Below are 22,121 nucleotides of genomic sequence, written 5' to 3' on the forward strand. Positions count from 1 at the left end.
TTGGAAACCGTATTATGCCAGTTACTGACATCGCCTATGCACGCTCTTTCAGCTTTTATCTGGAGCGCCTGTTTCAGGCTAGACCGCAAAGGCTGGAAGAGCTTGCCTTACACCAGCATCTGCCCTTCGATTTGGCCCAAATGCAGGCCTTTGCCAATTGGGATGCTTTGATCGAACCGGATGCCCTGATGCCGGTGCTGCGCCATTTGCGCCAGGCGGTGATGGCGCGGCTGATCTGCCGTGATCTGGCCGGACACGCGCCACTGGAAGAAGTGGTCTCCACCATTAGTACGCTGGCCGAATTTGCCGTGCAGCGCGGCCTGATCGCTGCGCGCCATGCCCTTGCCCCTTTCGGCGAAGCCATAGGCGAGGAAAGTGGCGAGGCGCAAGAGTTGATTGTGATCGCCATGGGTAAGCTTGGCGGCAAGGAACTGAATGTCTCGTCCGATATCGATCTGATCTTTGTCTATCCGGAAGACGGTGACACCAATGGCGCGCGCAGCCTGTCCAATCACGAGTACTTTACCCGTCTGGGCAAACAGCTGATCCGTATCATCAGCGAGCCTGGCCCCGATGGGCTGGTGTTCCGCGTCGATATGCGTCTGCGCCCTTATGGCGACTCAGGCCCTCTGGTCATGAGTTTTGCCGCGCTGGAAAACTACCTGCTGACTCAGGGGCGCGAATGGGAGCGCTATGCCTGGATCAAGGCGCGGGCGCTCAGTGGTGATGCCGCTGCCCTGTGGGATCTGGTGCGTCCCTTTGTCTACCGCAAATATCTTGATTACGGTGCCTATGGCGCGATGCGTGAACTGCATGCCCAGATACGGCGCGAAGTGGCACGGCGCGATATGGCAGCCAATATCAAGCTGGGCCCTGGCGGTATACGCGAAGTCGAGTTTATTGCCCAAGTTTTTCAGCTGATACGGGGCGGACGGGAGAAGAGCCTGCAACTGCGCGGCACCCGGGCGACGCTTAAACAGCTCAAAGCGCTGCACCTGATGGAGGATGGCGCCATTGACGAGCTGCAGCAGGCTTATGCCTTCTTGCGCAAGCTTGAACACCATCTGCAATACACCGACGACCAGCAGACTCAAACCCTGCCCAGCAGTGACGAAGCCTGCGCCAGCCTCGCCCACAGCATGGGCTTTAACGACTGGCACGCTTTCATGAATGCGCTCAATCTCGAGCGCCGCCATGTCACCCGCCATTTCGAGCAGGTGTTTTTTCTGCCGACCGAAGACACGCAAGTCCATCCTCTGGCCGATTTGTGGCGCGACATTCTGGAACCTGCAAGCCATAGCGCCGAACGTCTGGCCGCGCTGGGTTACACCGAAGCGGAGGCCGTCGCACGCCAACTGGCGGCTATTGCTTCCAGCCAGCGTTATTTGCAAATGCCCGAGCGCAGCCAGCGCAAGTTCAATGCGCTGATTCCGCCTCTGATCGAGGTCGCCAGCCATCAAGCCGGGCCGGACGCGACCCTGATCCGCATTCTGGCGCTACTTGAAGCCATCAGCCGGCGCGCATCCTACCTTGCGCTATTGAGCGAATACCCGCAGACCCTGCAACGGCTGGCTACGCTGTGTTCGGCCAGCGCATGGGTGTCGGCCTATCTGACGCGCCACCCTATCTTGCTGGATGAGTTGCTGGACGCGCGCGTGCTGTATGCCACCCCCGACTGGCCGCAGCTGGCCGTGCAGCTGGAAAGCCAGCTTGCCGCATGCGAGGGGGACGCCGAAGGCAAGATGGATGCCTTGCGCCATTTTCAGCATGCACAGGTGTTCCGTCTGGTCGCACAGGACATTGCCGGCATGTGGACGCTGGAAGCACTCTCCGACGAGTTGTCGCGCCTGGCCGATCTGGTACTGGCGGCAACATTGCGCCATGCCTGGCTGGATATTGCCAAAGCCCATACCGCGACGCCGCGTTTTGCCATCGTGGGCTACGGCAAACTGGGCGGCAAGGAGCTGGGCTACGCCTCCGACCTCGATATTATCTTCCTCTACGACGACACCCACCCGGATGCGCCCGAGTTGTATGCGCGCCTGGCCCGCAAGATGTCAACCTGGCTGACCAGTACCACCAGTGCCGGCGTGCTGTACGACATCGATTTGCGCCTGCGCCCCAATGGCCAGAGTGGTCTGTTGGTGAGTACCGTGTCGGCCTTTGCCAGCTACCAGAGACAGCAAGCCTGGGTATGGGAGCATCAGGCACTGACCCGGGCCCGCTTTGTAGCCGGTGATGCCGAGATTGGCGAGGCATTCGACCGCATACGGTGCGATGTACTGATGCAAGCGCGCGACCTTGCCGTGCTGAAGCAGGAAGTGGTGGATATGCGCCAGCGCATGCTGGAGACCCACCCCGCGCGTGACGATGATATCAAGCATGCGCGCGGCGGCATTATCGACGCCGAATTCATTATCCAGGCGCTGATTCTGGGTCATGCCCACGCCCTGCCTGCGCTAACCGCCAATACCGGTACCATTGCGCTATTGGCGGTGGCGGCCGAAGCCGGACTGATCGACCCTGCGCTGGCACGCAAGGCGCAGGATGCCTATCGCCACTACCGTCGCCTGCAACACGCCGCACGGCTCAACGACAAGGGCGGCGTCCCCTTGAGTGCCGAATTGCTCAGCGACTATCAGGCGGTGCGCACCCTGTGGCAGGCCGTATTCGGCCAAAGCATCTGAAACGACAAGCGGCCCAAGACGCCGCCTTACGGTATACTCGCCGCAACAAGACAAACAACACTGAAGAAGAAGCCCTGCTATGGAACTGACAGAAAATACCCGCCGCGTGATTGAAGTGACCGCTACCGACCTGCCGCTGGCATGTCCCATGCCCGATATGGTGAAGTGGAACGCTCACCCGCGCGTTTTTTTGCCCATCGTCAAAAACGGTGGTGAAGCCTTGTGCCCTTACTGCGGCACCCATTACCAACTGACAGGTCCGGTCAGCGCCCACCACTAAGCCTGGATACCGGCCTGATCCTCAAGGTGCGTCCGACGCACCTTTTTTGCTTACCCGAACATGAAAAAAATTCTGGTCATCGGCCCCTCGTGGGTTGGCGACGGCGTGATGGCACAGCCACTTTATCGTCGTCTGCTTGAACGCAATCCCGGTGCCGAGGTGCATGTTTTTGCCCCGGCCTGGACGCTGCCGCTACTGGCGCGCATGCCCGAGGTGAGCCGCGCCCACCTGAACCCCTTCGGTCACGGTCAGTTGCAACTGGGTGAACGCTGGCGCACGGCGCGATCTTTGGCGCTGGAGAAATTCGACCAGGCGGTGATTCTGCCCGGCTCGCTCAAATCCGCCCTGATTCCCTTTATGGCGGGCATTCCGCAACGCACCGGCTTTACTGGCGAAATGCGCTACGGTCTGGTCAATGATATGCGCGTGCTGGATGAAAAAGCCCTGCCGATGATGATTGCGCGCTTTTGCGCGCTGGCCGAAGCGCCGGGCGTCGACCCGGTCTTGCCCATTGCCCACCCCAAGCTTTGCGTCAACAAGGATGCAGGGCAAGCGACGGCGACACGGCTGAATCTGGATCTGACACGGCCGGTGGTGGTGATGTGTCCGGGGGCCGAATACGGGCCGGCCAAACGCTGGCCGGCGCGCCATTTTGCCGCCCTGTCGCGTGCCTTTGCCGATGCCGGCTGGAATGTCTGGCTGTTCGGCTCGAACAAGGATGCCGACATCGGTCAGGCCATCAGTGAGCAGGCCGGTGGCAGCGCCATCAATCTGTGCGGGGCGACCAATCTGGAAGAAGCCATCGACTTGATGGGCTTCGCTTCGCTGGCCGTATGCAACGACTCGGGGCTGATGCATATCGCCGCGGCGCTAGGCTTGCCGCTGGTGGCGCTATATGGCTCGTCCAGCCCCGGCTTCACCCCGCCGCTGTCCGACAAGGCGGCGATTGTCTCGCTCAATCTCGATTGCAGTCCCTGCTTCGAACGCATCTGCCCCTTGCAGCACACCGACTGTCTGGAAAAAATGCAGCCGGAGCGGGTGTGGCAGGCGGCACAAACCCTGTTGCAACGCTTTGCACCGGAGCACAGGCATGAGTCTTGAACCCAATAGCCGGCGCATGGAGCTGGTGCGCATCGCCGCGCGCCTGTTTCGCGACCATGGTTACGAGCGCAGCACGGTGCGCGATATCGCCACCGCCGCCGGCATGCAGTCCGGCAGCCTGTTTTATCACTTTCGCAATAAAGAAGAGATTCTGGTGGCGGTGATGGCGCTGGGCATCAGCAGCACCACCGAGCAACTGGGCGAGGCGCTGGCGCAGGCCGCGAATGTCGAACAACGCCTTGCTGCGCTGTTTCATGTTCACCTGCATTCTTTGCTTGGCGAAAACCAGGCCGCGCTGGAAGTGATGCTTTACGAGTGGCGCAGCGTATCCGAAGCGGCCCGCCCGGGTCTGGTGGTCTTGCGCGACCGTTACGAAGCCTTATGGCAGCAAGTGCTGGATGAGGCGGCAGCGGCCGGGCTGGTTAAGGCCAATACCCGTTTGCTGCGCCGAACCTTGCTGGGTAGCCTGCACTGGAGTGTGCAGTGGTACCGCAAGGAAGGTAGTTTGTCGGTGGCCGAACTGGCCGACGAAATCATGGCGCTGGCGCTACGCGACTAAGTAAAGACGCGTAGCGTCTTGCGCGCCCATCTGCAAACACCTCCCCGCGTCTTTGCTTAGGCGCCCTTGCTTTCCTGCAGGCAATTTCCCCCGTCAATCACCATCATCTGGCCGGTGATATAGCTGGCGCCGGGGCTGGCCAGAAAAGCGATCATGCCGGCCATCTCCATCGGGGTACCGGCACGGCCAAGTGGCGTATGGCGTGATGCCTGCTGCTCGCTGGCACTTTGCGAGGCGGTCGCCACCCAGCCCGGTGCTACGTTATTGATCGTGACGCCAAAACGCGCGACATCCAGCGCGATGCTGCGGCTCATGCCGACCATCGCCGCTTTCGCTGCACTATACGCAGCCTCGCCCGGATTGCTGACCAGGGGGCCGGTGACGCTGCTGACATTGACCACCCGCCCCCAGCCTTGTGCCACCATGGCTGGCAAAAAGGCGCGTGTGGCGTTGTAACAGGTGCCCAGATTGCGCTCGATGGCCGTGTCCCAGTCCGCGTCTTCACACTCGTGAAACAGGGCAAAGCTTTCGCTTGCGCCTAACTGGGTCATGCCTGCGTTGTTGACCAGAATATCGACCGTGCCCAAGGTCACAGCGATAGCGGCCGCCAGTTGGCAAACGGCGGCGCGCTCGCTCAGGTTGCAGACAAAGCCGTGTGCGTCATGGCCCTCGGCTTTCAGTTCTGACACGCGTTCGAAAATGCGGCCGGTGGTGGACACCAGCACGACGCGCGCGCCCAGTTCGGCCAGTACGCGTGCCGCCGCCATGCCTATCCCTTCGCGACTTCCGGCCCCGCTGATCAGGGCGGTTTTGCCGGCCAATGAAAACAGCGGGTGCATATCAGCCTTTCAGTTGTGCCAGCAAGTTGTCAAACACGTCGACAAAACGAGCGATATCCGCCTCTGTCGTGTCCGGACACACCAGCATCATATTGTGGAACGGCGTAATCAGCAGGCCGCGGTTGAGCAGGTAAAGGTGGACGATATGCTCCAGTTCGCCATCCAGAATGGCCTCGGCTTCGCTGCCGTTTTGTGGCGGGTGCGGGCAGAACTGAAACTCGGTGCGTGCGCCGATGCGCGTGACACACCACGGCAAGTCATGGCGGGCAATCGCCGCTCGCAAGCCCTCTTCCAATATCCGGGCCAGGCGGAACATATGCGCGTAGGCGGCATCGGTCATCACCTGTTCAAGGTTGGCGCGCATGGCCGCGAGCGCCAGCATATTGGCGCTTAAGGTGGTGCCTATGCCCGAATGTCCGGGCGGGGCCGCGCGTTTGGCGGCCTCGGCTTTTGCGGCCATATCGGCTGAAAAGCCGTATACCGCGCAAGGCACGCCACCGGCCACCGGTTTGCCAAGCACCAGCATATCGGCCGGTATGCCTTCGGCCATGGCATAGCCGCCGGGGCCGGAGCTGATGGTGTGGGTCTCGTCCATCAGCAATAAGGCACCATGGCGGCGGATGATGGCGTGGGCCTCTTCCCAGAAACCGGGCTTGGGCAACACCATGCCGATATTGGTCATTGCCGGCTCGGCCAGCACGCAGGCGACATCGCCATGTGCCAGCGCCGACTCCAGTGCTGCCAGATCATTGAATTCGACCACGCGCGTGTGGCAGGTCAGATCATAGACCTGCCCCAGAAGGCTGGCCCGTTGCACCGGCTGGCCGTGCTCCAGATCGACAAAGACATCATCGACCGTGCCGTGATAGCAGCCATTGAATACCAGAATCTTGTCGCGGCCGGTGATGGCGCGTGCCCAGCGGATGGCGTAGCGGTTGGCATCACTGGCGCTTAGCGCAAACTGCCATTTTTCCATGCCAAAGCGCCGGCTCAACTCGCCACCCACCCAGGCTGCATCGGCCGAGGGCAGCATGGTGGTAAAGCCCTTGGCGCACTGTGCGGCGACGGCGTCGGCCACCGCCTGCGGTGCGTGGCCGAACATGGCGCCGGTGTCGCCCAGACAGAAGTCGGTATAGCTAAAGCCGTCCACATCACGGATAGCGGCGCCCTTGGCCGATTCGACATAAAGTGCGAACGGCGTCGACCAGTCGTCCATCCAGTGCAGCGGCACGCCGAACAAGAGGTGTTCGGCCGATTGTTGTGACAGCGCGCGCGAGCGCGGGCGGCGGGCGGCAAAGTCGGCGCGTTCGCGCTGATATAAAGCCTGGGCCTGCGCCCAGTTCACGCCATAACGGATAGCTTGCATTGTTCTTCCCCTTGAAAAGGCCAGACGGCTTACACGTGCAATTGCAGGTGTTCGCGCTCCCAGGCGGTAATGCCGCGATTAAAGGTTTCGAACTCCTTGCCCTTGACCGCGCAAAAGGCTGAAACAAAATCGTGGCCGAGCAGCTCGCCCAGCTCTTTGCAGTCTTGCATCAGCTCGATGGCGTCTTCCAGACTGCGCGGCAATTCGTAATCCAGCGTATAGGCGCTGCCTTCCATGGGTGGCGAAGCCTCCAGCGCATTGACCATGCCCAGATAGCCGCAGGCCAGCGTAGCCGCCATGGCAAGATAGGGGTTGACGTCCACGCCGGGCACGCGGTTTTCCACCCGCCGCGCCTCGGGGCCGGAAGGCGGCACGCGGATGCCGCAAGTCCGGTTGTCGTAACCCCAGCGCACATTGATAGGCGCGGCGGCATGGCGGGTCAGGCGGCGGTAAGAGTTGACGTAAGGGGCCAGCATCGGCATCACCGTTGGCAGATAGCGCTGCATGCCGCCGATGTGGCGGTAAAACAGTTCGCTGGCGCTGCCGTCGGGCAGGCTGAAGACATTGAGCCCGGTCTTTGCATCCACCACGCTTTGATGGATGTGCATCGCGCTGCCCGGCTCGTCCTGCATGGGTTTGGCCATGAAGGTCGCGAAAATATTGTGGCGGTAGGCGGTTTCGCGCACCGCCCGCTTGAACAGGAACACCTGATCGGCCAGCTCCAGCGCATCGCCATGGCTGAAGTTGATTTCCATCTGGCAGGCACCGACTTCATGCACCAGCGTTTCGACATTCAGCCGTGCCGCCGCGCAAAACGTAGACAGTTCCTGAAAAAACGGATCAAAGTCGTTGACCGCATCAATGGAAAAACTCTGGCGGCCGATTTCCGAGCGGCCGGCGCGGCCGGTGGGCGGGCGTAAGGGCTCGTCCGAGTTGTTATTTTGCGCGATCAGGTAAAACTCCATCTCCGGCGCGACCACCGCGCGCCAGCCACGCTCGGCATAAAGCGCCAGCACCTTGCGCAGCACCGCCCGCGGCGACAGGCCGACCGGTTTGCCGTCGAAGTCTTCACAGTCATGAATCACCACTGCCACCTGCTCCATCGCCCACGGCACCATGCGGATGGTGGAAACATCGGGCACGCACACCATATCCGGGTCATGCGGGCCGGTCAGGCGCTCGAAGTCGGCAAACTCGCCGTTCACGGTAATGGTGAGCACGGCCTTGGACATTTTCATGCTGTCTTCGGCCAAGAACAGGTTCTTGGGGACGATCTTGCCGCGCGCCATGCCGGTCATGTCGGGAATGACGCACTCGATCTCGTGGATCGCATGCTCGCGGATAAAGGCATTCAACACTTCATTCATGGTTTGCTCCCGTTTATTGACCCGGTGCCGATGGCTGCAGCGACCGTCACGCCGGGTCTTGTTTGCCTGCATCATAGATTTGATCAAATGTATCCGTCAATATTTGATCAAATATTGGCAGACATGGCCTGCTCTGCTATCCTCGCCGCTATCTCTTCCTGATTTTCACCATGAAAACCGACGCTGCTTTTACCTTGCAGGATCAGGCTTACCAAACCTTGCGTCAGGGGCTGATGCTGGGCCGCTGGTTGCCTGGCGAGCGCCTGAAAATCCATACCCTGGCCCGTGAAATGGGCATGGGCAGCATGGCGGTACGCACCGCCTTGCAGCGGCTGGTGGCGGAAAAGGCGCTGGTCAACGTGCCCAATTGCGGCGTCAGCGTGCCGCAACTGGGCAAGGCCGAATTTGACGATATCCTCGCGACCCGTATCCTGCTGGAGGGCGAAGCGGCGCGCCAAGGTGCGTTAAAGCTGGATGATGATGCAAAAGCCGCGCTGGCGGCGCTGGTGCGGCAGATGGACGAGGCCATCGCGCAAGGGGATATCAAGGCGTATCTGGACGCCAACGAGACGTTTCACCTGACGCTCTATCTGGCGGCGGGTTCGCCCATGCTGATGACGCTGATCGAAACGGTCTGGCTCTATGTCGGCCCGATTTCCAACCGCCTGCATCAGGATGCGGCGGTCTGGGCGACGATGAATGCTGCACACAGCGCCTTGCTGGCGGCGCTGCTGCAAAACGATGCGGATGGCGTGGCTCACGCCATTGCGGAGGATCTGAGACAGGCTGGCGCCTATCTGCGAGGCTTGTGTCAGGATTAAGGCAGCGGCTGCGTGAAGTTGCCCGCTCTTTAGTCGTCAGCCACCTTGATGTAGGCGGTTAAAAATGGACACCTCCATTGGAGGTCATACACCGAAGCCCTCAAGGCTTGAAATGGTCTGGGTCATAGTGAGGCCGAACGTAGAGCTAACCGGCGCGTAACGGCATGTTAGGCCGCACCGCTGGGCCAAACGCGGTCGATATCTTGGGCGTAAAACTCGATGGCGCGCGCATACGCCTTCAAATCCGCGTCGTTCGTGGTGGCCGCCAATAGCTGAAGGAGGCTCTCAATCGCAAGCTTCGGCTCACCGAGGTTGTAGTAGGCCATGGCCAAGAAGGTGCGCATCTCATTGGCCTGTGGGAACTCTGCCAGCCCTTGCTCAAGTGTGTCGCGTGCGTCGCTGAACCGCCCAAGCGTGCGGTAGGTACTTCCCAGGCCCGTGTACGCACCGCGCCTGAGCGGAGCGGGAAGCTCTCCGCCCAAGGCGGCCTTGTAGAAGGGCACTGCCTCAGCTTCGAGACCGAGGAAGTCATGTACGCAGGCGGTCTCGTATTGGACGACCACATCGTCCGGGTGCTTGTGCGCAAGAGCAAGCAGGAGCTCACGAGCCTCCTTGTGCTTGCCCGACGTGCGGAGTTCTCGTGCTTCCTGAAGTGTCATGGTGTTGTCCTGTGCTGTCTAACGTTGAAGCTGAGACGCGAGTCGGCTCGAGCGACTGGTTAGGTTTCATTCTGACGTTCTGATGCATAGTCTTTCCCAGCCAATTCCTCGAGGTGAACCACACACGCATAGTTCTTGTTGAAAAGATCCATGTCTCCGAAAGCCTTGGCTGCGAATGCAAAGGCCGATGTGCCTCGATAGAAATAGTTCCACAGATCGGCTCGATGCTCGTCCTGCCTTTCCGTTCCGCGCATTCCGCCCATATGGAACACCGGCGGATCTCCCCCGAACATGTCCATGACTTGGGGTGAGGCTGCGTGAACGTATCCCGAGTAAGCCTTGCTTACAGTTCGAGAAACCTCAACAGACGTGCTCTTGTCGCTAGGTGCCCCGGGCACTCTCGACAAGTACGCGTGAATCTTTTTCCTGGGAATCATGGGTCTTCTCTGCGTGGATTCGAGCGCAGATTCCTTGTCGAATTCCTCCTCAAAGAATGCAGCCAAGTACTCAGAGTGAAGGTCTGACAACTCAGCATCCATTGCGCCAAAAGCTAAGAAGACCACATCTTCCTGAATTTCATCCAGCACCCGCTGGAGTGCCGCCTGCTCTTGCAGGTATCCGTGTTCCATCAGCAATTCAGCTGCGCGTAAAGTACTGACCATCCTTGCGAGCTTCTGAACAATGGCTTGATGAATGGTTCTTTCTATATGGCGAAAGACGAACGAATCCTTGAACGGAACTCGCTGAGGTGTGGGGACTCGGCTCGCAAGATCATGGACGGTGTTTTCCATGTTTCGCAAAGCCTGCTCGTAAAAATGCCGCATATGTCCGATGAAACCTAACGTTGAGCTAAGGGACAGTTACAAACGGCGCATAAAATGCGAAGCATGCGCCGTTTGTAACTGTCCAGTGACGAGCGAAGCGAGGAACGACCTTGAGCGACTTGTTAGCTGCCACTAGATTAAACCCCATTGTTTCTCTAGTTCTGAAATTTCATCTAATACTCTATTTCTAAATGAATTAACTCCGTCATGACGGCCTGAGCCAGTTGCTATTACAATTACTTCTGAAATCATATGCCCTGAACCAGAATATTCTCCTTCTACAGCTTCCTTTGCTTTCTCTGACATATATGGTCTTATTCTTGAATAAACCGCATGATTTCTAAAAGCTGATGATTCAATTTCCTCATTCGACAACACAAGACGAACTTCTTTTATAAGTTCTTCTCTATTTTTTCTTGCCATTTTCTTTTTTTCGATGCCCCAATGTACCCATGGAGCAAAAATGGAACCCAGCGCTCCTGAAATCAGACCTACGATTGCAGGAAAAATTAATTTTGATAATTCTAAATCCATGTTTCGTGCCCCATTATTTCATATGGCAGCTAACGTGAATATACACCTTTGCAGGTGTATATTTGGTTTGTCTGGTGTGTATAACCACGCATGATAAAGGCATCTATCATTGTTTTGCAAGCGATTGGGGCTGCCTATGCCTGCAAGTACACAGCCAGATGGGTCTGCCGTGCCACGCTTGCTCGGTGTGTTGCGCGAGACGCTGCGAGTCAGGCATGACAGCCTGCGCACCGAGCAGTAATACGTAAATTGGGTACGGCGTTTTTTGCGCTTTCACCATCATCGGCACCCTCGCGAGATGGGGGCTACGGAGGTCAGTAGTTTTCTCATCCATCTGGCCGTTGAAGGCCAGGTGTCTGCATTCACGCAAAATCAGGCATTGTCTGCACTGCTGTTTCTCTATCGTGATGTGCTGATGCTGAACTTGCCCTGGCTGCATGAAAAGGGCCGGAGTTTCCTCCGGCCCTGAAAGTTCGTATGTATTAAAGGGAGTCTAGCGACTCGCTCGCCTGAAGATGTGCCATTAGGGCATAAGCCCGCTGGCGGGGGATTGTCAGCGGGATCGGGTTTGGGCTTGCGCCCTTCCCTGCTTTTTCGCCTTTATTTGGCCTTGCCACCGGCAAGCTCGATCACCAGTGGTGTCAGGATGCGGCTAAAGTCGCGTGCGCGCTGTTCGACCCGCTGCGGGAAAATGCTTTCCAGATTCTTCACATTGTCCACATCGGGGCGGTGCCAGCTCATGCCATCCTTGATGGCCTTATTGGTGGTTTGCTCGTAGCCGTCCTTGTCACCGATTTCCCAGTTGGTGGCTTCCACCGCCAGCACCGCCATCCCGGCCTTGTCGAAACTTTCCTGATCGGAGCAGCAGCCTGTTCCTTTCGGATACTCTTTGTCCAGGCCCGGGTTGGTATCTGCCGCGATACCGAGTTTCTTGGCAATGGCCAGCGCGCGGTCACGCACGAAGCCGGCCTTGGCATCCTTGGCGACCGTTTCCTTGCCGGCATGGAAATACATCTTGTCGCCGGTAATCAGGCTATCCATATTCACCATCGCGATCACGTTTTGCTTGTCGCTGTCGCTCATACGCGCCACATAGTCCTTGGAGCCCAGTAGTCCCAGCTCTTCGGCACCAAAGGCGACAAACTTGATCGTGTGCTGTGTCTTGATTTTTTTGAGCTGGTCGGCGATTTCGAGCAGCATGCCGACGCCGGACGCATTGTCGTCCAGCCCTTCCAGCTTGGGACCGCCGATCTTGCCGATATCGCTGTCTTTTTTCGGTGTGCGCGAATCGAAGTGCGCACCGACAATCACCACCTTGCTATCCACACCCGGCTTGGTCGCGATCACGTTAATCGACTTGAGTTCGCGCTTGACCTTGCTCTTGTCGGCTTTTTCATACTCGAACGAGGTGGCAAACGGCTGCTCGCTGACCTGATAACCCATCTGCTTGAAGGCTTTGGCCAGATAGGCCGCGGCGGCCTGCTCGGTCTCTGTGCCCGCCATGCGCCCCTTGAATGCAGTGGCAACATGGCGCATCTCGCGTGCGGCGACCTCACCATGCGTAGCCGCCATGGCAGAGCCGCAGACACCTAGCGCGAGGGCCAGAACGGAAAGACGGAATAGCGGACGATGCATGGCAAACTCCTTGGGTAGTGGATAAACAACATGATCACATGCTAATGAAGTGCAGATGGATAGCTTGTGACCTGCGTCAAACTCCTATCTATTCGGCGCGACCCAAACGCCACAAGCTGGTGACCTCGGCCATGCGCGCCTCGTGCAGCGCATCCACGACTTCCAGCGATTTTTTATGGGTCGGCCTGACATCCAGCCGGCCCAGCACCACCAAACCGGCGTCGGCTATCCAGCCCAGCAATGCGTCGCGGCTACGCAGACCCAAGTGCTCGGCCAGATCCGACATAATCAGCCAGCCCTCGCCCTTGGCTGTCAGGTGTGGCGCCAGCGCCTGCAGAAAACCGCGCAACATGCGGCTGTCCGGGTCATAGACTGCGTATTCCACCGGCGAGGTGGGCTTGGCCGGCAACCATGGCGGGTTGCAGACAATCAGGGCCGCTTGCCCTTCGGGAAACAGATCGGCCTGCTGTAGCGTCACTTGCGCATCCAGACCCAGACGTTGCAGGTTTTCTGCGGCACAAGCCAGCGCCCGCGCATCCTGATCGGTGGCAACGACTTGCGTGACACCGCGCCTGGCCAATACGGCGGCCAAGACGCCGCTGCCGGTACCAATATCGAAAGCCCGCGTCGTGTCCGGCAAGGGTGCCTTGGCGACCAGATCGACATACTCGCCGCGTATCGGGGCAAACACGCCGTAATGCGGATGGATGCGCGCACCCAGCGCCTTGACCTCCACTCCCTTCTTGCGCCACTCATGCGCGCCGATCAGGCCCAACAGTTCGCGTAGCGAAACCAGCGACGCAGCCCCGGCCTCGCCATACGCCTCGGTACAGGCCGCCACGACGTCCGGCGCCCGGCGCAAGGGGATGTGATAAGCCGCATCCAGCGGCAGTAGCAGCATGGACAATATCCGCGCCCGGCGCCCCTGCGCCTGGCGATGCAGATGAAACGCCTCGCTGGCCGTCGCCGCGCGCTTGGCCGGCTTGCGCTCGACCCGGCGCACCAGTGCTTGCAAAAGCTGGCGCGCATTCTGGTAGTCGCCACGCCACAGTAGCGTGGTGCCTTCACAGGCCAGTTTGTAGGCCGCATCGGCGTTCAAGGTGTCGTCGACGACCATCACGCGCTTGGGCGGCGGCAGGCCGGCTTCCGAGCGCCAGCGCGCCGAACGCTCTTCACCTGCCTCGTTCCAGTGGACAGTCGGATAGTCGGCAGCAGTGCCGGGGGTGATGGAGTCGGTCATGGGTCTCGTTCAGGCAATAAATTCAAAAGGAAAGCCGCGCCGGGTCAAGGGCTCGTGGCCGGCGCAGGGTTGCGGGGATTCTAAGCGCAGGCCAAAGCCAGCGCCAGCTACCGGGTTTTAGCCGGTATAAAAACAGCGCGCGCACACCGAGCGGTAACGCCCGGTATCGCCTATTTCCACCTGCGGCCCTTGTTTCAGGCGCTGGCCGTTGGCGTCGATGCGCAGATGCATGGTGGCTTTGCGTCCGCACAGGCAGATGGTCTTGATTTCTTCGATGTCTTCGGCCAGCGCCAATAACCAGGCGGCGCCGGGAAAGGGTTCGCCGAGAAAATCCGAACGCAGGCCGAAGGCGATCACCGGAATATCATGGACATGGGCCAGACGGTGCAGCTGGCGCACCTGATCCGCAGCCAGAAACTGGGCTTCGTCTATCAGTACGCAATCGACGGCTCCGACCTGTTGCACATCAAAACGGGTGTTGGCGTCAAACACCGCCGCACTGCGCGACACACCCAAGCGGGACGCGATCTGCCCGGCACCGAAACGCCCGTCAATGGCGGCGGTAAACAGGCACACCCGCCGCCCCTGATCCTCGTAATTGTGCGCAATTTGTAATAGCTGTGTGCTTTTGCCGCTATTCATTGCGGCATGACGGAAAAACAGTTTGGCCATGGGAAACGGGAAAAAGGCGCGAAGTGTAGCAGAAAGACGGGGTTCAGGAGGGCTCGCCTTCGGCTTGCTGATGCGCTTCCAGCGGGCGCAACGGGATGCCGTGCCCGCCCAGACAGACGGTCAAGGCCGCGCCGGCCAGACTGACGGCGAACATCAGGCCCAGTACGGAGGCGATTCCGCCATCGGCGCGCAGTGACGGCAACAGCAGCACGCCGGCACAGGCACCCAGCTTGGCCACGCTGGCCGCCAGCCCGCAGGCTGATCCGCGCAACTGGGTGGGGAACAGTTCCGGCGGCAGCGCGAAGGTGGTGGCATTCGGGCCCGCGCTCATCGCCAGGTTGTAAAGCGAGAACCCGGCCAGCGTCCACAGCAGTGCATGTTCGCTGACGATGCCCAGCAGGGGCAGCAGCATCAGGGTCATGCCGGCAGCCATGCCGATAAAGCCGGCAAACTGGGCGCGGATGGCGCCCAGCCAGGGCACAAAATACAGGCTGGCGGCGGCGCCTAACAGCAAGGCCATGTCGACCAGTGCACTACCGCGGCTGGCGGCCACATCGCGGCCGATCAGGCTGGCACCGGCCTCGTTCAGGCTCAGTGCGGCGAGGATGACGGGGGTGAACAGGCCGACCCCGTAGGTGGCGACATCCATCAAGCACCATGGCAGGCAAACCAGCAAAGTGCGGCGCAGATACGCGTGCTGGAACAGGCTGCGCATACTATATGCATGTTCCGGTGCGGCCAGGCTCAGTACATGCGGCACATGCCCGGCCGCCACGCCATGACGCAAGCTGGCGAATACAGCCGATGGCACCAGGCTGGCAATAATATGTGCGGCTGCCAGATTTTGGCCGCGCAGCATCAGCCAGCGCGGGCTCTCCACCAGCAACAGGCGCAGGGCAAACAGCAGCAGCGCCAATACCCCAAGCGTCCCCAACAGGGCGCGCCATGCACCGGTAGCAGGCCATGCCTCGAGCAAGAGCAGTCCCATGGCGATGCCCAGCAACATGCCGAGGGCCTGCATGCCCTTGAGCGCGACCATCAGGCGCGCCCGCTTCGCCATCGGCATCAACTCCGCGACATAAGCGCCGCTCACCGGAAAATCGATGCCGATGCCAAAGCCGATCAGCAACTGTGCATAGAGCAGTTGCGCGAACGACTTTGCCGTGGCGGCGAGCAGCGCGCCCAGTGCGATAAGCAGCATGTCGGCCAGGAACAGCGGCTTGCGTCCGTAACGGTCGGCCGCACGCCCGCCGAGCAGCGCACCGGGCACCGAGCCGAACACCAGCGCTGCGCCAAGCAGCCCCTGCATGGACAAGGACAGGGTAAAGGCCGGTACCAGCAGCGGAATGGCAATGCCCAGCAGCATCAGGGAGACGCCGTTGAGCAAGGTCCCGCCACTGGCGAGCAGCCATAGCCGGCAGTGGATTGCGCTTAACGGTGCCATGTCGAGCAGGTCAAGCAGGCGCTGGTGTGGATTGGCGCTATCCATTTTCGGCCCCGGCCCGATTGGCCGCGGCGGGTCGTGCCGGTGCCGAGCCGCGCGTTTGCATGCTCAGCGGGCGCTCGAGCGAGGCACGGGCCAGTAGCGCATCATCGGCAAAAACTTCCAGCGGATGGGCGTCCGCCAGTATCCTGCCTTCGCCCAGCACAATGACGCGGGTGCATACATCCAGCACCAGATCCAGGTCATGGGTCGCGATCAGCTTGCTGTGTTCAAAACCCTGCAGCAGACTGATCAAGCGGCGGCGTGATGCCGGATCCAGCGCGTCCGAAGGCTCATCCATCAGCAGAATGTCGGGCTGCATCGCCAGTACGCCGGCAATCGCGACCGCACGTTTTTGTCCGCCCGACAACTGCCACGGCGCGCGCGCGGCCAGTGCTTCCGCCCCGACCGCGGCCAGCGCCTGGCTCACCACCTCTGGCACATCGGCCGGTGCCACGCCCAGATTAAGCGGACCAAAAGCCACATCATCAAACACTGTGGGCATGAAAAGCTGGTCATCCGGATTCTGGAACACAAAGCCTATGCTGCGCCGAAATGCGGCCAGACTGCGCTTGTCCAGACGGATATGACCCAGCAGCACTTCGCCGCGACTGGCGGACAGGCAGCCGGTCAGCAGCATCAAGAGCGTAGACTTGCCCGCGCCATTGGCGCCGACGATGGCAACCGCTTCACCGTGGTGCAGGGCAAAGCTCACCCCATCCAGGGCCGGCCTCTGATCGGGGTAGGCAAAAGCAAGGTCGCGCGCAATCAGCAGATGGTGGCTCATCTCAGGCTCCGGTCAGCAGCCGGCCCAGCGCCAGCGGAATATCGGTCAGGCGTACCAGCAGCGCATAGGCCGGCCAGAACAGCACAAACGCACTATCGCGCCATTGCCAGCTTGAACGGGCGGCGATGTGCAGCGTGCCATCGAAACCGCGCGCCAGCATGGCCTGATGCACGCGCAAAGCGCGCTCCAGCGCACGCGACAGCACGCCTTGCAGTAACAGGCGGTAAGCGCGCACGGGCAAGGTGTGCCCCGTGTTCGGTGCACGCAGGCGGTAGGCCCGCACGCTGCGGGCAAGCTCCTCTGCGATTACGAACACATAGCGGTAAAGAAACAGCAACTGGTTGGCAAAAACCTGCGGCAGGCCCAGCCGGGACAAAGCATGCGCTACCGCCACCATGCCGGTGCCGGCCAGCAGGAGCAAAACGCTGGACACGGCAATGGCAAAGCGCAGAAGAATGGAGGCGAAGGTCAGCCAGCCGCTGGACATTACCGTCCCCCAAGGCGTGCTAAAGGTGGCACTTTCCAGCCAGGGATTGAGCACCCCGACAAAGAAGGCAAACGGCAGCGCAAACAGTAAACGTCCCAATAGCCAGTTCAGCGGCACATCGGCTGCCGCCAGCAAGAAGGCGGGAAACAGTAATAGCGGCAGCAAGGCACCCAAAGCATGCGGCGGGAAAGACGCGGCGGCGATAATGACCGCCAGCGTCGCGATCACCTTGGCGCGTGCATCCAGTTGCGCGGCCAGCGTCGGGCGGGCGGCAAAGGCATCGACGCGACGTATGGCCCGTAGCGCCTCATCCAGTGTGCTCATGGAACCGGCTTGCGCAGGCGGCGCAAGGCCGTACCCAGCAGCAGCACCAGCAGCAGCGTCACCCCCGCGCCGACCACGCCGGCCAGTGAAGTGCCCGCCGATGCCATGCCGCTTGCCGGTAAGGGCGTGGCCGTATCGTAGCCGGGCAACACGCTGGTAGCCTGCTGTACGCTGGCCAGTTGCTGCGCGAGCTTGTCCTGCGGCACCTGTTGCAGCAGGTGCTCTGCCCCTAGGCGCGTAATCGACCACTCCAGCCCGTCCGGGTGACTGGAGGCAAACCAGGACAAGACCCCGCCGGTCAATAGTGCGGCCAGAATAAAGGCAGCCACCGTCCCGACCGCCGAGTTTTGCAGTGGCACCGCACCCAGCGTGGGGTGACGCCGCGCGACAAAGGCCAGCACCGCGGCGGTCACCCCGCCTTCGACCAGGCCTATGGCCAGATGGATAGGCAGCATCAGCGCGAGAAACTCGGCCAGCGGCAAATAGGTAATGCCGCTTATGGCGGTTTCCAGACTGACCCCGAAAGCGCCCAGCATCATCGCCAGCGTGCAGCTGATCAGCGCGGCCATACTCACCCGCAGGCGCTGCCCGCCTTTGCCGCATAGCGGACGAAACACCAGCGGATACAGCACGAAACAGGACAGCACCCCCAGATTGAACACATTGGCGCCCCAGGCCAGCAGGCCGCCATCGGCAAAGAACAGCGCCTGCACCAAGAGGACCGAGGCAATCACGATCAGCCCTGCCCAAGGTCCCAGCAGGATGGCCAGCAACATGCCACCGCCCAGATGGCCGCTGGAGCCGGTGCCGGGAATGGTGAAATTGATCATCTGCGCGGCAAACACAAAAGCACCCAGCACCCCCATCAAGGCTGGCAGGCGGCTGTCCTGCTGCAGGCGCGGAGCCAGACGCCGGGCACTTAACGCCAGTGCCGCACAACTGGCTGCCAGAAAGCCCAGCCCTACGCCGGGAGACAATAGTGCATCGGCCATATGCATGTGGCGCTCCTTATTTGATTTTGCTGATTTTGGCATCCGGACTGGGCGCATGCGGGTGCGGCTGCAACTGTGCTTTGGGCAGGGTAAACAGCCACATCGCCAGCACATAGGGTGCGGTAAAGGTCGGGATGCCGACCGGCGCAAGCAAGGTGTCCAGCGCACCCTGGACAATGACGGTGAAAACCGTCGCCAGCAGCGCAAACAGCAGTACTTTGGGGCCGGTCTGCATAAAGATCACGCCCACGGCGATGGCGGTCAGTACCGGACTGAAACCATAAAGCCCCGCCTTGACCGCGCCTGCGTCGGCGCCAAACAACATGGCGCAAAACAGCGCCACCAGTGAACCCATGACCGCCGCGATGGCCGCCGGAATCGATTCGAGCAGCAGGCCGATCACGATCAGTACGCCGCTGACGGCATTACCCAGCAAAAATACCTGCGCGATATTGCGGCAGACGACCACCAGCGTATCCAGCAGCGACAAGCCCATAAATGCGCTGTTTGCGAGTGCCAACGGCAGTTTGGGCGGGCCCATCGCGGCAATGGGCAAATTGGAGAAGGCATAGGCACCCAGCATCAGCAGCCAGGTGGTCAAGACAAAGGGCCCCGTCGAGGCGGCTACGCCCCAGTTTTTACTGACCACATTGCTAAAGGCATCCATGACCACGGTTGATACGGCCGCGCCCAGTATCAGGTACACCCACATGACCGGCCCGGCTACCAGAAAAGTCGGTACGGCGACACCGACCAGAATGCCATTGAAGCCGTACATGCCTTTGGCGATCGCACTATCGTGCGAATCGATCAGGTAAGCGGTGCCGGTTGCCACCGCCAGGCCCAGGAGTGCACCCAGCGTTGTTGACCAGTTTCCGGTATCGAACGAGGCGTAAGCGATGGCCAGCAAGAAGCACACGCCGCTTAGCGCGTTCTCCATAAAGAATACCTGCCCAGCCCCGCGCAGGCAGTGGGTGACAAAATGTTCGGGTAGACGGTAGCCCATGACCACACCTCCATCGTTCGATACGTTCTTAGAACCTGTTCACGATCTGCTGCGCATCGGCGATACGGCTGTTAAAAACAGCATTCGAAATGCGCATTCCGCCTTGTCTCTCCCTCGCTCGCGAGAGCGTGAACACGCTCTTAGCGCCATAGAAACTCGGGCGGCAGCGTTGCGCCGGTGGCCTCTTCGCGCGCCACCGCCCAGCATTCGCGCATGCGCGCGCGCACTTGGTAACTTTCACGCCCCACTACGCGCAGCATCAGGCCCGCTTCATTCGGTAGGCGGCTGATGCCGCTGGCGATGCCGGCCTTGCCATCAAACTGTGCCGGCACCCGTGCCTGAATGCGTTCGGCCACAGCAGGCGGCGTCAAAATCAGCAAATTGCCGAACACATCAAAGCCCTGCATCACGCCGGGCAAGTCCACGCCATGCAGCCCCGGCTCGATTAACAGCTTCTCGCTAAACAGGGCGCTGCCGTCCGGCCGCTGGGCGCTGGTTGCCAGCGACAGTACGTCATAGGCAAAGCGCTCGCCCTCATGGTGCTTGCGCCCTGCCATGACCGATTCGGCACAGATCAGTGTGGCCGATGCCGGCAGACTAATGCGAGTGCGACAGGCGTAGCGGGCATGGCGATAGGGAATGGTGACCTCGGGCATATACTCGAGATAGGCGTTTTCGCCCAAGGTCAGGGTCTGGGTCTGCGAGGCGTAATTGGCATCCATGGCATGGATGCGGTTGGCGCCCTGGGTCGTGACATGGGCGCAGGCACCCTCGCCTACCGTTACGCTGATGCCCAGCCGGTCACCCTGTAAGGTACCGCCGCCGATCGAGGTCACCATGCAGATCGGCAGATGCGGCATGGCTTCGTCCCAGTACAGCGCCTGCTGAACCAGCAAGGGGGCGACGCGATACAGATCAGCCAGTACCGAGCGGCCATCCTGCATGGCAAAGCCCAGACGCAGCAAGCCGACCTTGCCCGGTGCGCCGGCCGGCATTTGTGGCGGCTGGTCCAGGTAGGGGGCCAGCTCGGGCATGCCGCCGATTTCATCCAGTTGCGCCAGCATGGCGGGCTCGCGCGTCATGGCGACACCTTTTCCTTGATCGGCACATCAAACAAGGCCATGTCGTGGATGAGTGCGACCAGTTCGGGAATGCCCTCGCCGGTTTTGCAGTTGGTAAACAGATAGGGTTTGTCCGGGCGCATCAGGCGGGAGTCGTGATCCATCACGTCCAGACTGGCGCCGACATAGGGGGCAAGATCGGTTTTATTGATCACCAGAATGTCGGACTGGCAGATGCCGGGGCCGTTCTTGCGCGGGATCTTGTCGCCGGCGGCCACATCGATCACATAGATGAAGAAGTCGACCAGTGCCGGGCTGAAAGTCAGGGTCAGGTTGTCGCCGCCGGACTCGATCAGTACCACATCGCTGTCGGGAAAGCGCGCCTCCATCTCCTCGACCGCGGCAAGGTTCATCGACGGGTCTTCGCGTACCGCCGTGTGCGGGCAGGCACCGGTCTCGACGCCGATAATCTTTTCCTCGACCAGAATGCCCTTGAGTGTGCGCTGCACATGGCGCGCATCTTCGGTGGTGACGACATCATTGGTGATGATCAGCACGCGTATGCCCAAGTCCAGCATCAAGGGCGTGATCGCCTCGATAATGGCCGTCTTGCCCGAGCCGACCGGCCCGCCTATCCCGATACGGGTAATTTTCTTCATCGTCTTCCCCTTGCTATTGCGGCAGCCCATGCCGCCTGTCAATTCATGAACATGCGCACATGCGCCTTGACGTGATGAGCGACCAGCACATCGAACACCGGCGCGAAGCCGGCCATCTCGTCAAGCGCTACTGTTCTCGCGCGTGCATAAGCATCGTCTACCGTGGCATTGATGCGGTACAGCAGCGTCTGCGTGTCGTAATGGTCTATCTTCATCAGGCGCAGTGCTGCGCCCAGCATCATCGAGGCTACGCCGTACTGGTGTACGGCAAAGGCGTCCTGCTCCGGCAAACCGCGCCCGGCAAACATCAGGGCATGCGCAATGGCAAAACAGCCCGGGCTTTTTCCTGCGCGTATTGCCGCCAGCCATGATCCCATCAGGCCCTCGTCCGACAGGCGTATCCCGAGTTCGGCCAGCTTCTTGCCCATGCGCGTCGTCATCAAGCGCTGCTCTTCCCCCACCCGCCTTTGCAGCAAGGTAGTGTCGGCGCGGATAACCCCCGCAAAATCACCCGACAGCGCAGCCCGGTGTGCATGCAGCAGGGCAACGCCATCCAGCGCGGCCGCCTGGCGCGTCGCCGCCAGTACAAAATTTTCAAGCGAGGCGACATCGCTGACCACGCCGGTTTGCAGTGCCGACTCCAGCGCATTGGAAAAAGCAAAAGCACCGACCGGCAAGGTCGAGTCGCCGAACTGCAGCACCCGCATCAACTCGGTCAGGGAGCCGTTGGCCATCGTT

At 60.6% G+C, this 22,121-nt stretch carries 22 protein-coding genes and 1 pseudogene; 6 read left to right on the forward strand and 17 right to left on the reverse strand.

The features are described 5' to 3' along the window. Nucleotides 1–14: 14 nt before the first annotated feature. From glnE to M3P88_RS07285, 4 genes are all read left to right on the forward strand, one after another. The gene (glnE, locus tag M3P88_RS07270) at nt 15–2,687 is read left to right on the forward strand and encodes a bifunctional [glutamate--ammonia ligase]-adenylyl-L-tyrosine phosphorylase/[glutamate--ammonia-ligase] adenylyltransferase (protein ID WP_249615375.1); all 2,673 of its coding nucleotides are present in this window, start codon (nt 15–17) and stop codon (nt 2,685–2,687) included. Nucleotides 2,688–2,766: 79 nt separating this feature from the next. Further along, nucleotides 2,767–2,967, forward strand: a complete 201-nt coding sequence (locus M3P88_RS07275; protein ID WP_249615376.1) for a zinc-finger domain-containing protein — start codon at nt 2,767–2,769, stop codon at nt 2,965–2,967. Nucleotides 2,968–3,027: 60 nt separating this feature from the next. Continuing rightward, entirely contained in the window at nt 3,028–4,068 is a 1,041-nt protein-coding gene (waaF, locus tag M3P88_RS07280) for a lipopolysaccharide heptosyltransferase II (RefSeq protein ID WP_249615377.1), read from the forward strand. Further along, nucleotides 4,058–4,627: a TetR/AcrR family transcriptional regulator gene (locus tag M3P88_RS07285; RefSeq protein ID WP_249615378.1), complete on the forward strand. Its 570-nt coding sequence runs from the start codon at nt 4,058–4,060 to the stop codon at nt 4,625–4,627. The genes waaF and M3P88_RS07285 overlap by 11 nt, the downstream gene beginning before the upstream one ends. A 56-nt stretch (nt 4,628–4,683) precedes the next feature. On the opposite strand, the gene M3P88_RS07290 is transcribed toward M3P88_RS07285, so the two are convergent. Genes M3P88_RS07290 through M3P88_RS07300 form a run of 3 tightly spaced genes read right to left on the reverse strand, consistent with a single transcriptional unit; the run spans nt 4,684 to nt 8,199 of the window. Then, nucleotides 4,684–5,466, reverse strand: coding sequence for an SDR family NAD(P)-dependent oxidoreductase (locus M3P88_RS07290; protein WP_249615379.1), 783 nt, complete (start codon nt 5,464–5,466; stop codon nt 4,684–4,686). Between the two features lies 1 nt (nt 5,467). Then, entirely contained in the window at nt 5,468–6,832 is a 1,365-nt protein-coding gene (locus M3P88_RS07295) for an aspartate aminotransferase family protein (RefSeq protein WP_249615380.1), read from the reverse strand. A 29-nt stretch (nt 6,833–6,861) separates the two neighbouring features. Next, nucleotides 6,862–8,199 carry a glutamine synthetase family protein gene (locus M3P88_RS07300; RefSeq protein ID WP_249615381.1) on the reverse strand — a complete coding sequence of 446 codons (1,338 nt, stop codon included), beginning with the start codon at nt 8,197–8,199 and terminating at the stop codon, nt 6,862–6,864. Between the two features lie 170 nt (nt 8,200–8,369). On the opposite strand from M3P88_RS07300, the gene M3P88_RS07305 reads away from it, so the two are divergent. After that, entirely contained in the window at nt 8,370–9,020 is a 651-nt protein-coding gene (locus M3P88_RS07305; RefSeq protein WP_249615382.1) for a GntR family transcriptional regulator, read from the forward strand. A gap of 167 nt (nt 9,021–9,187) precedes the next feature. Here the strand turns inward: M3P88_RS07305 and M3P88_RS07310 are convergent, their stop codons facing one another. The 3 genes from M3P88_RS07310 to M3P88_RS07320 all read right to left on the reverse strand — a co-directional run bounded on the left by M3P88_RS07310 (nt 9,188) and on the right by M3P88_RS07320 (nt 11,037). Next, the gene (locus tag M3P88_RS07310; RefSeq protein WP_249615383.1) at nt 9,188–9,679 is read right to left on the reverse strand and encodes a tetratricopeptide repeat protein; all 492 of its coding nucleotides are present in this window, start codon (nt 9,677–9,679) and stop codon (nt 9,188–9,190) included. A 59-nt stretch (nt 9,680–9,738) separates the two neighbouring features. Further along, a complete protein-coding gene (locus tag M3P88_RS07315; protein ID WP_249615384.1) occupies nt 9,739–10,470 on the reverse strand; it encodes an SAM domain-containing protein in 732 nt (243 codons plus the stop codon). Nucleotides 10,471–10,635: 165 nt separating this feature from the next. After that, entirely contained in the window at nt 10,636–11,037 is a 402-nt protein-coding gene (locus tag M3P88_RS07320) for a hypothetical protein (protein WP_249615385.1), read from the reverse strand. A 253-nt stretch (nt 11,038–11,290) separates the two neighbouring features. Here M3P88_RS07320 and M3P88_RS07325 point away from each other — a divergent pair. Next, a pseudogene (locus tag M3P88_RS07325) lies at nt 11,291–11,506 on the forward strand (phage integrase N-terminal SAM-like domain-containing protein); the annotation flags it as partial. Nucleotides 11,507–11,637: 131 nt separating this feature from the next. Here M3P88_RS07325 and M3P88_RS07330 read toward each other — a convergent pair. From M3P88_RS07330 to M3P88_RS07380, 11 genes are all read right to left on the reverse strand, one after another. Next, nucleotides 11,638–12,672: an aminopeptidase gene (locus M3P88_RS07330; RefSeq protein WP_249615386.1), complete on the reverse strand. Its 1,035-nt coding sequence runs from the start codon at nt 12,670–12,672 to the stop codon at nt 11,638–11,640. Between the two features lie 88 nt (nt 12,673–12,760). Next, nucleotides 12,761–13,912, reverse strand: coding sequence for a methyltransferase (locus M3P88_RS07335; RefSeq protein ID WP_249615387.1), 1,152 nt, complete (start codon nt 13,910–13,912; stop codon nt 12,761–12,763). A 117-nt stretch (nt 13,913–14,029) separates the two neighbouring features. Beyond that, entirely contained in the window at nt 14,030–14,584 is a 555-nt protein-coding gene (locus M3P88_RS07340; protein ID WP_249615388.1) for a thymidine kinase, read from the reverse strand. A gap of 43 nt (nt 14,585–14,627) precedes the next feature. Further along, on the reverse strand, nt 14,628–16,073 hold the full coding sequence (locus M3P88_RS07345; RefSeq protein WP_249615389.1) for an MFS transporter: 1,446 nt from the start codon (nt 16,071–16,073) through the stop codon (nt 14,628–14,630). After that, complete coding sequence (locus M3P88_RS07350; RefSeq protein ID WP_249615390.1) at nt 16,066–16,854, reverse strand: energy-coupling factor ABC transporter ATP-binding protein; 789 nt, start codon at nt 16,852–16,854, stop codon at nt 16,066–16,068. The genes M3P88_RS07345 and M3P88_RS07350 overlap by 8 nt, the downstream gene beginning before the upstream one ends. Before the next feature lies 1 nt (nt 16,855). Beyond that, a complete protein-coding gene (gene cbiQ, locus M3P88_RS07355) occupies nt 16,856–17,665 on the reverse strand; it encodes a cobalt ECF transporter T component CbiQ (RefSeq protein ID WP_249615391.1) in 810 nt (269 codons plus the stop codon). Continuing rightward, nucleotides 17,662–18,663 (reverse strand): energy-coupling factor ABC transporter permease, encoded by a 1,002-nt coding sequence (locus M3P88_RS07360; protein ID WP_249615392.1) that lies wholly within the window; start codon nt 18,661–18,663, stop codon nt 17,662–17,664. The genes cbiQ and M3P88_RS07360 overlap by 4 nt, the downstream gene beginning before the upstream one ends. Before the next feature lie 10 nt (nt 18,664–18,673). Then, on the reverse strand, nt 18,674–19,663 hold the full coding sequence (gene yut / locus M3P88_RS07365; RefSeq protein WP_249615393.1) for an urea transporter: 990 nt from the start codon (nt 19,661–19,663) through the stop codon (nt 18,674–18,676). Between the two features lie 140 nt (nt 19,664–19,803). Beyond that, complete coding sequence (locus M3P88_RS07370; RefSeq protein WP_249615394.1) at nt 19,804–20,745, reverse strand: urease accessory protein UreD; 942 nt, start codon at nt 20,743–20,745, stop codon at nt 19,804–19,806. Next, complete coding sequence (gene ureG, locus M3P88_RS07375; protein ID WP_249615395.1) at nt 20,742–21,383, reverse strand: urease accessory protein UreG; 642 nt, start codon at nt 21,381–21,383, stop codon at nt 20,742–20,744. The genes M3P88_RS07370 and ureG overlap by 4 nt, the downstream gene beginning before the upstream one ends. A gap of 38 nt (nt 21,384–21,421) precedes the next feature. Then, a complete protein-coding gene (locus M3P88_RS07380) occupies nt 21,422–22,117 on the reverse strand; it encodes an urease accessory protein UreF (protein ID WP_249615396.1) in 696 nt (231 codons plus the stop codon). Nucleotides 22,118–22,121: the final 4 nt, after the last annotated feature.

It is taken from the genome of Craterilacuibacter sp. RT1T (assembly GCF_023502145.1).
GTDB lineage: Bacteria > Pseudomonadota > Gammaproteobacteria > Burkholderiales > Chromobacteriaceae > Craterilacuibacter.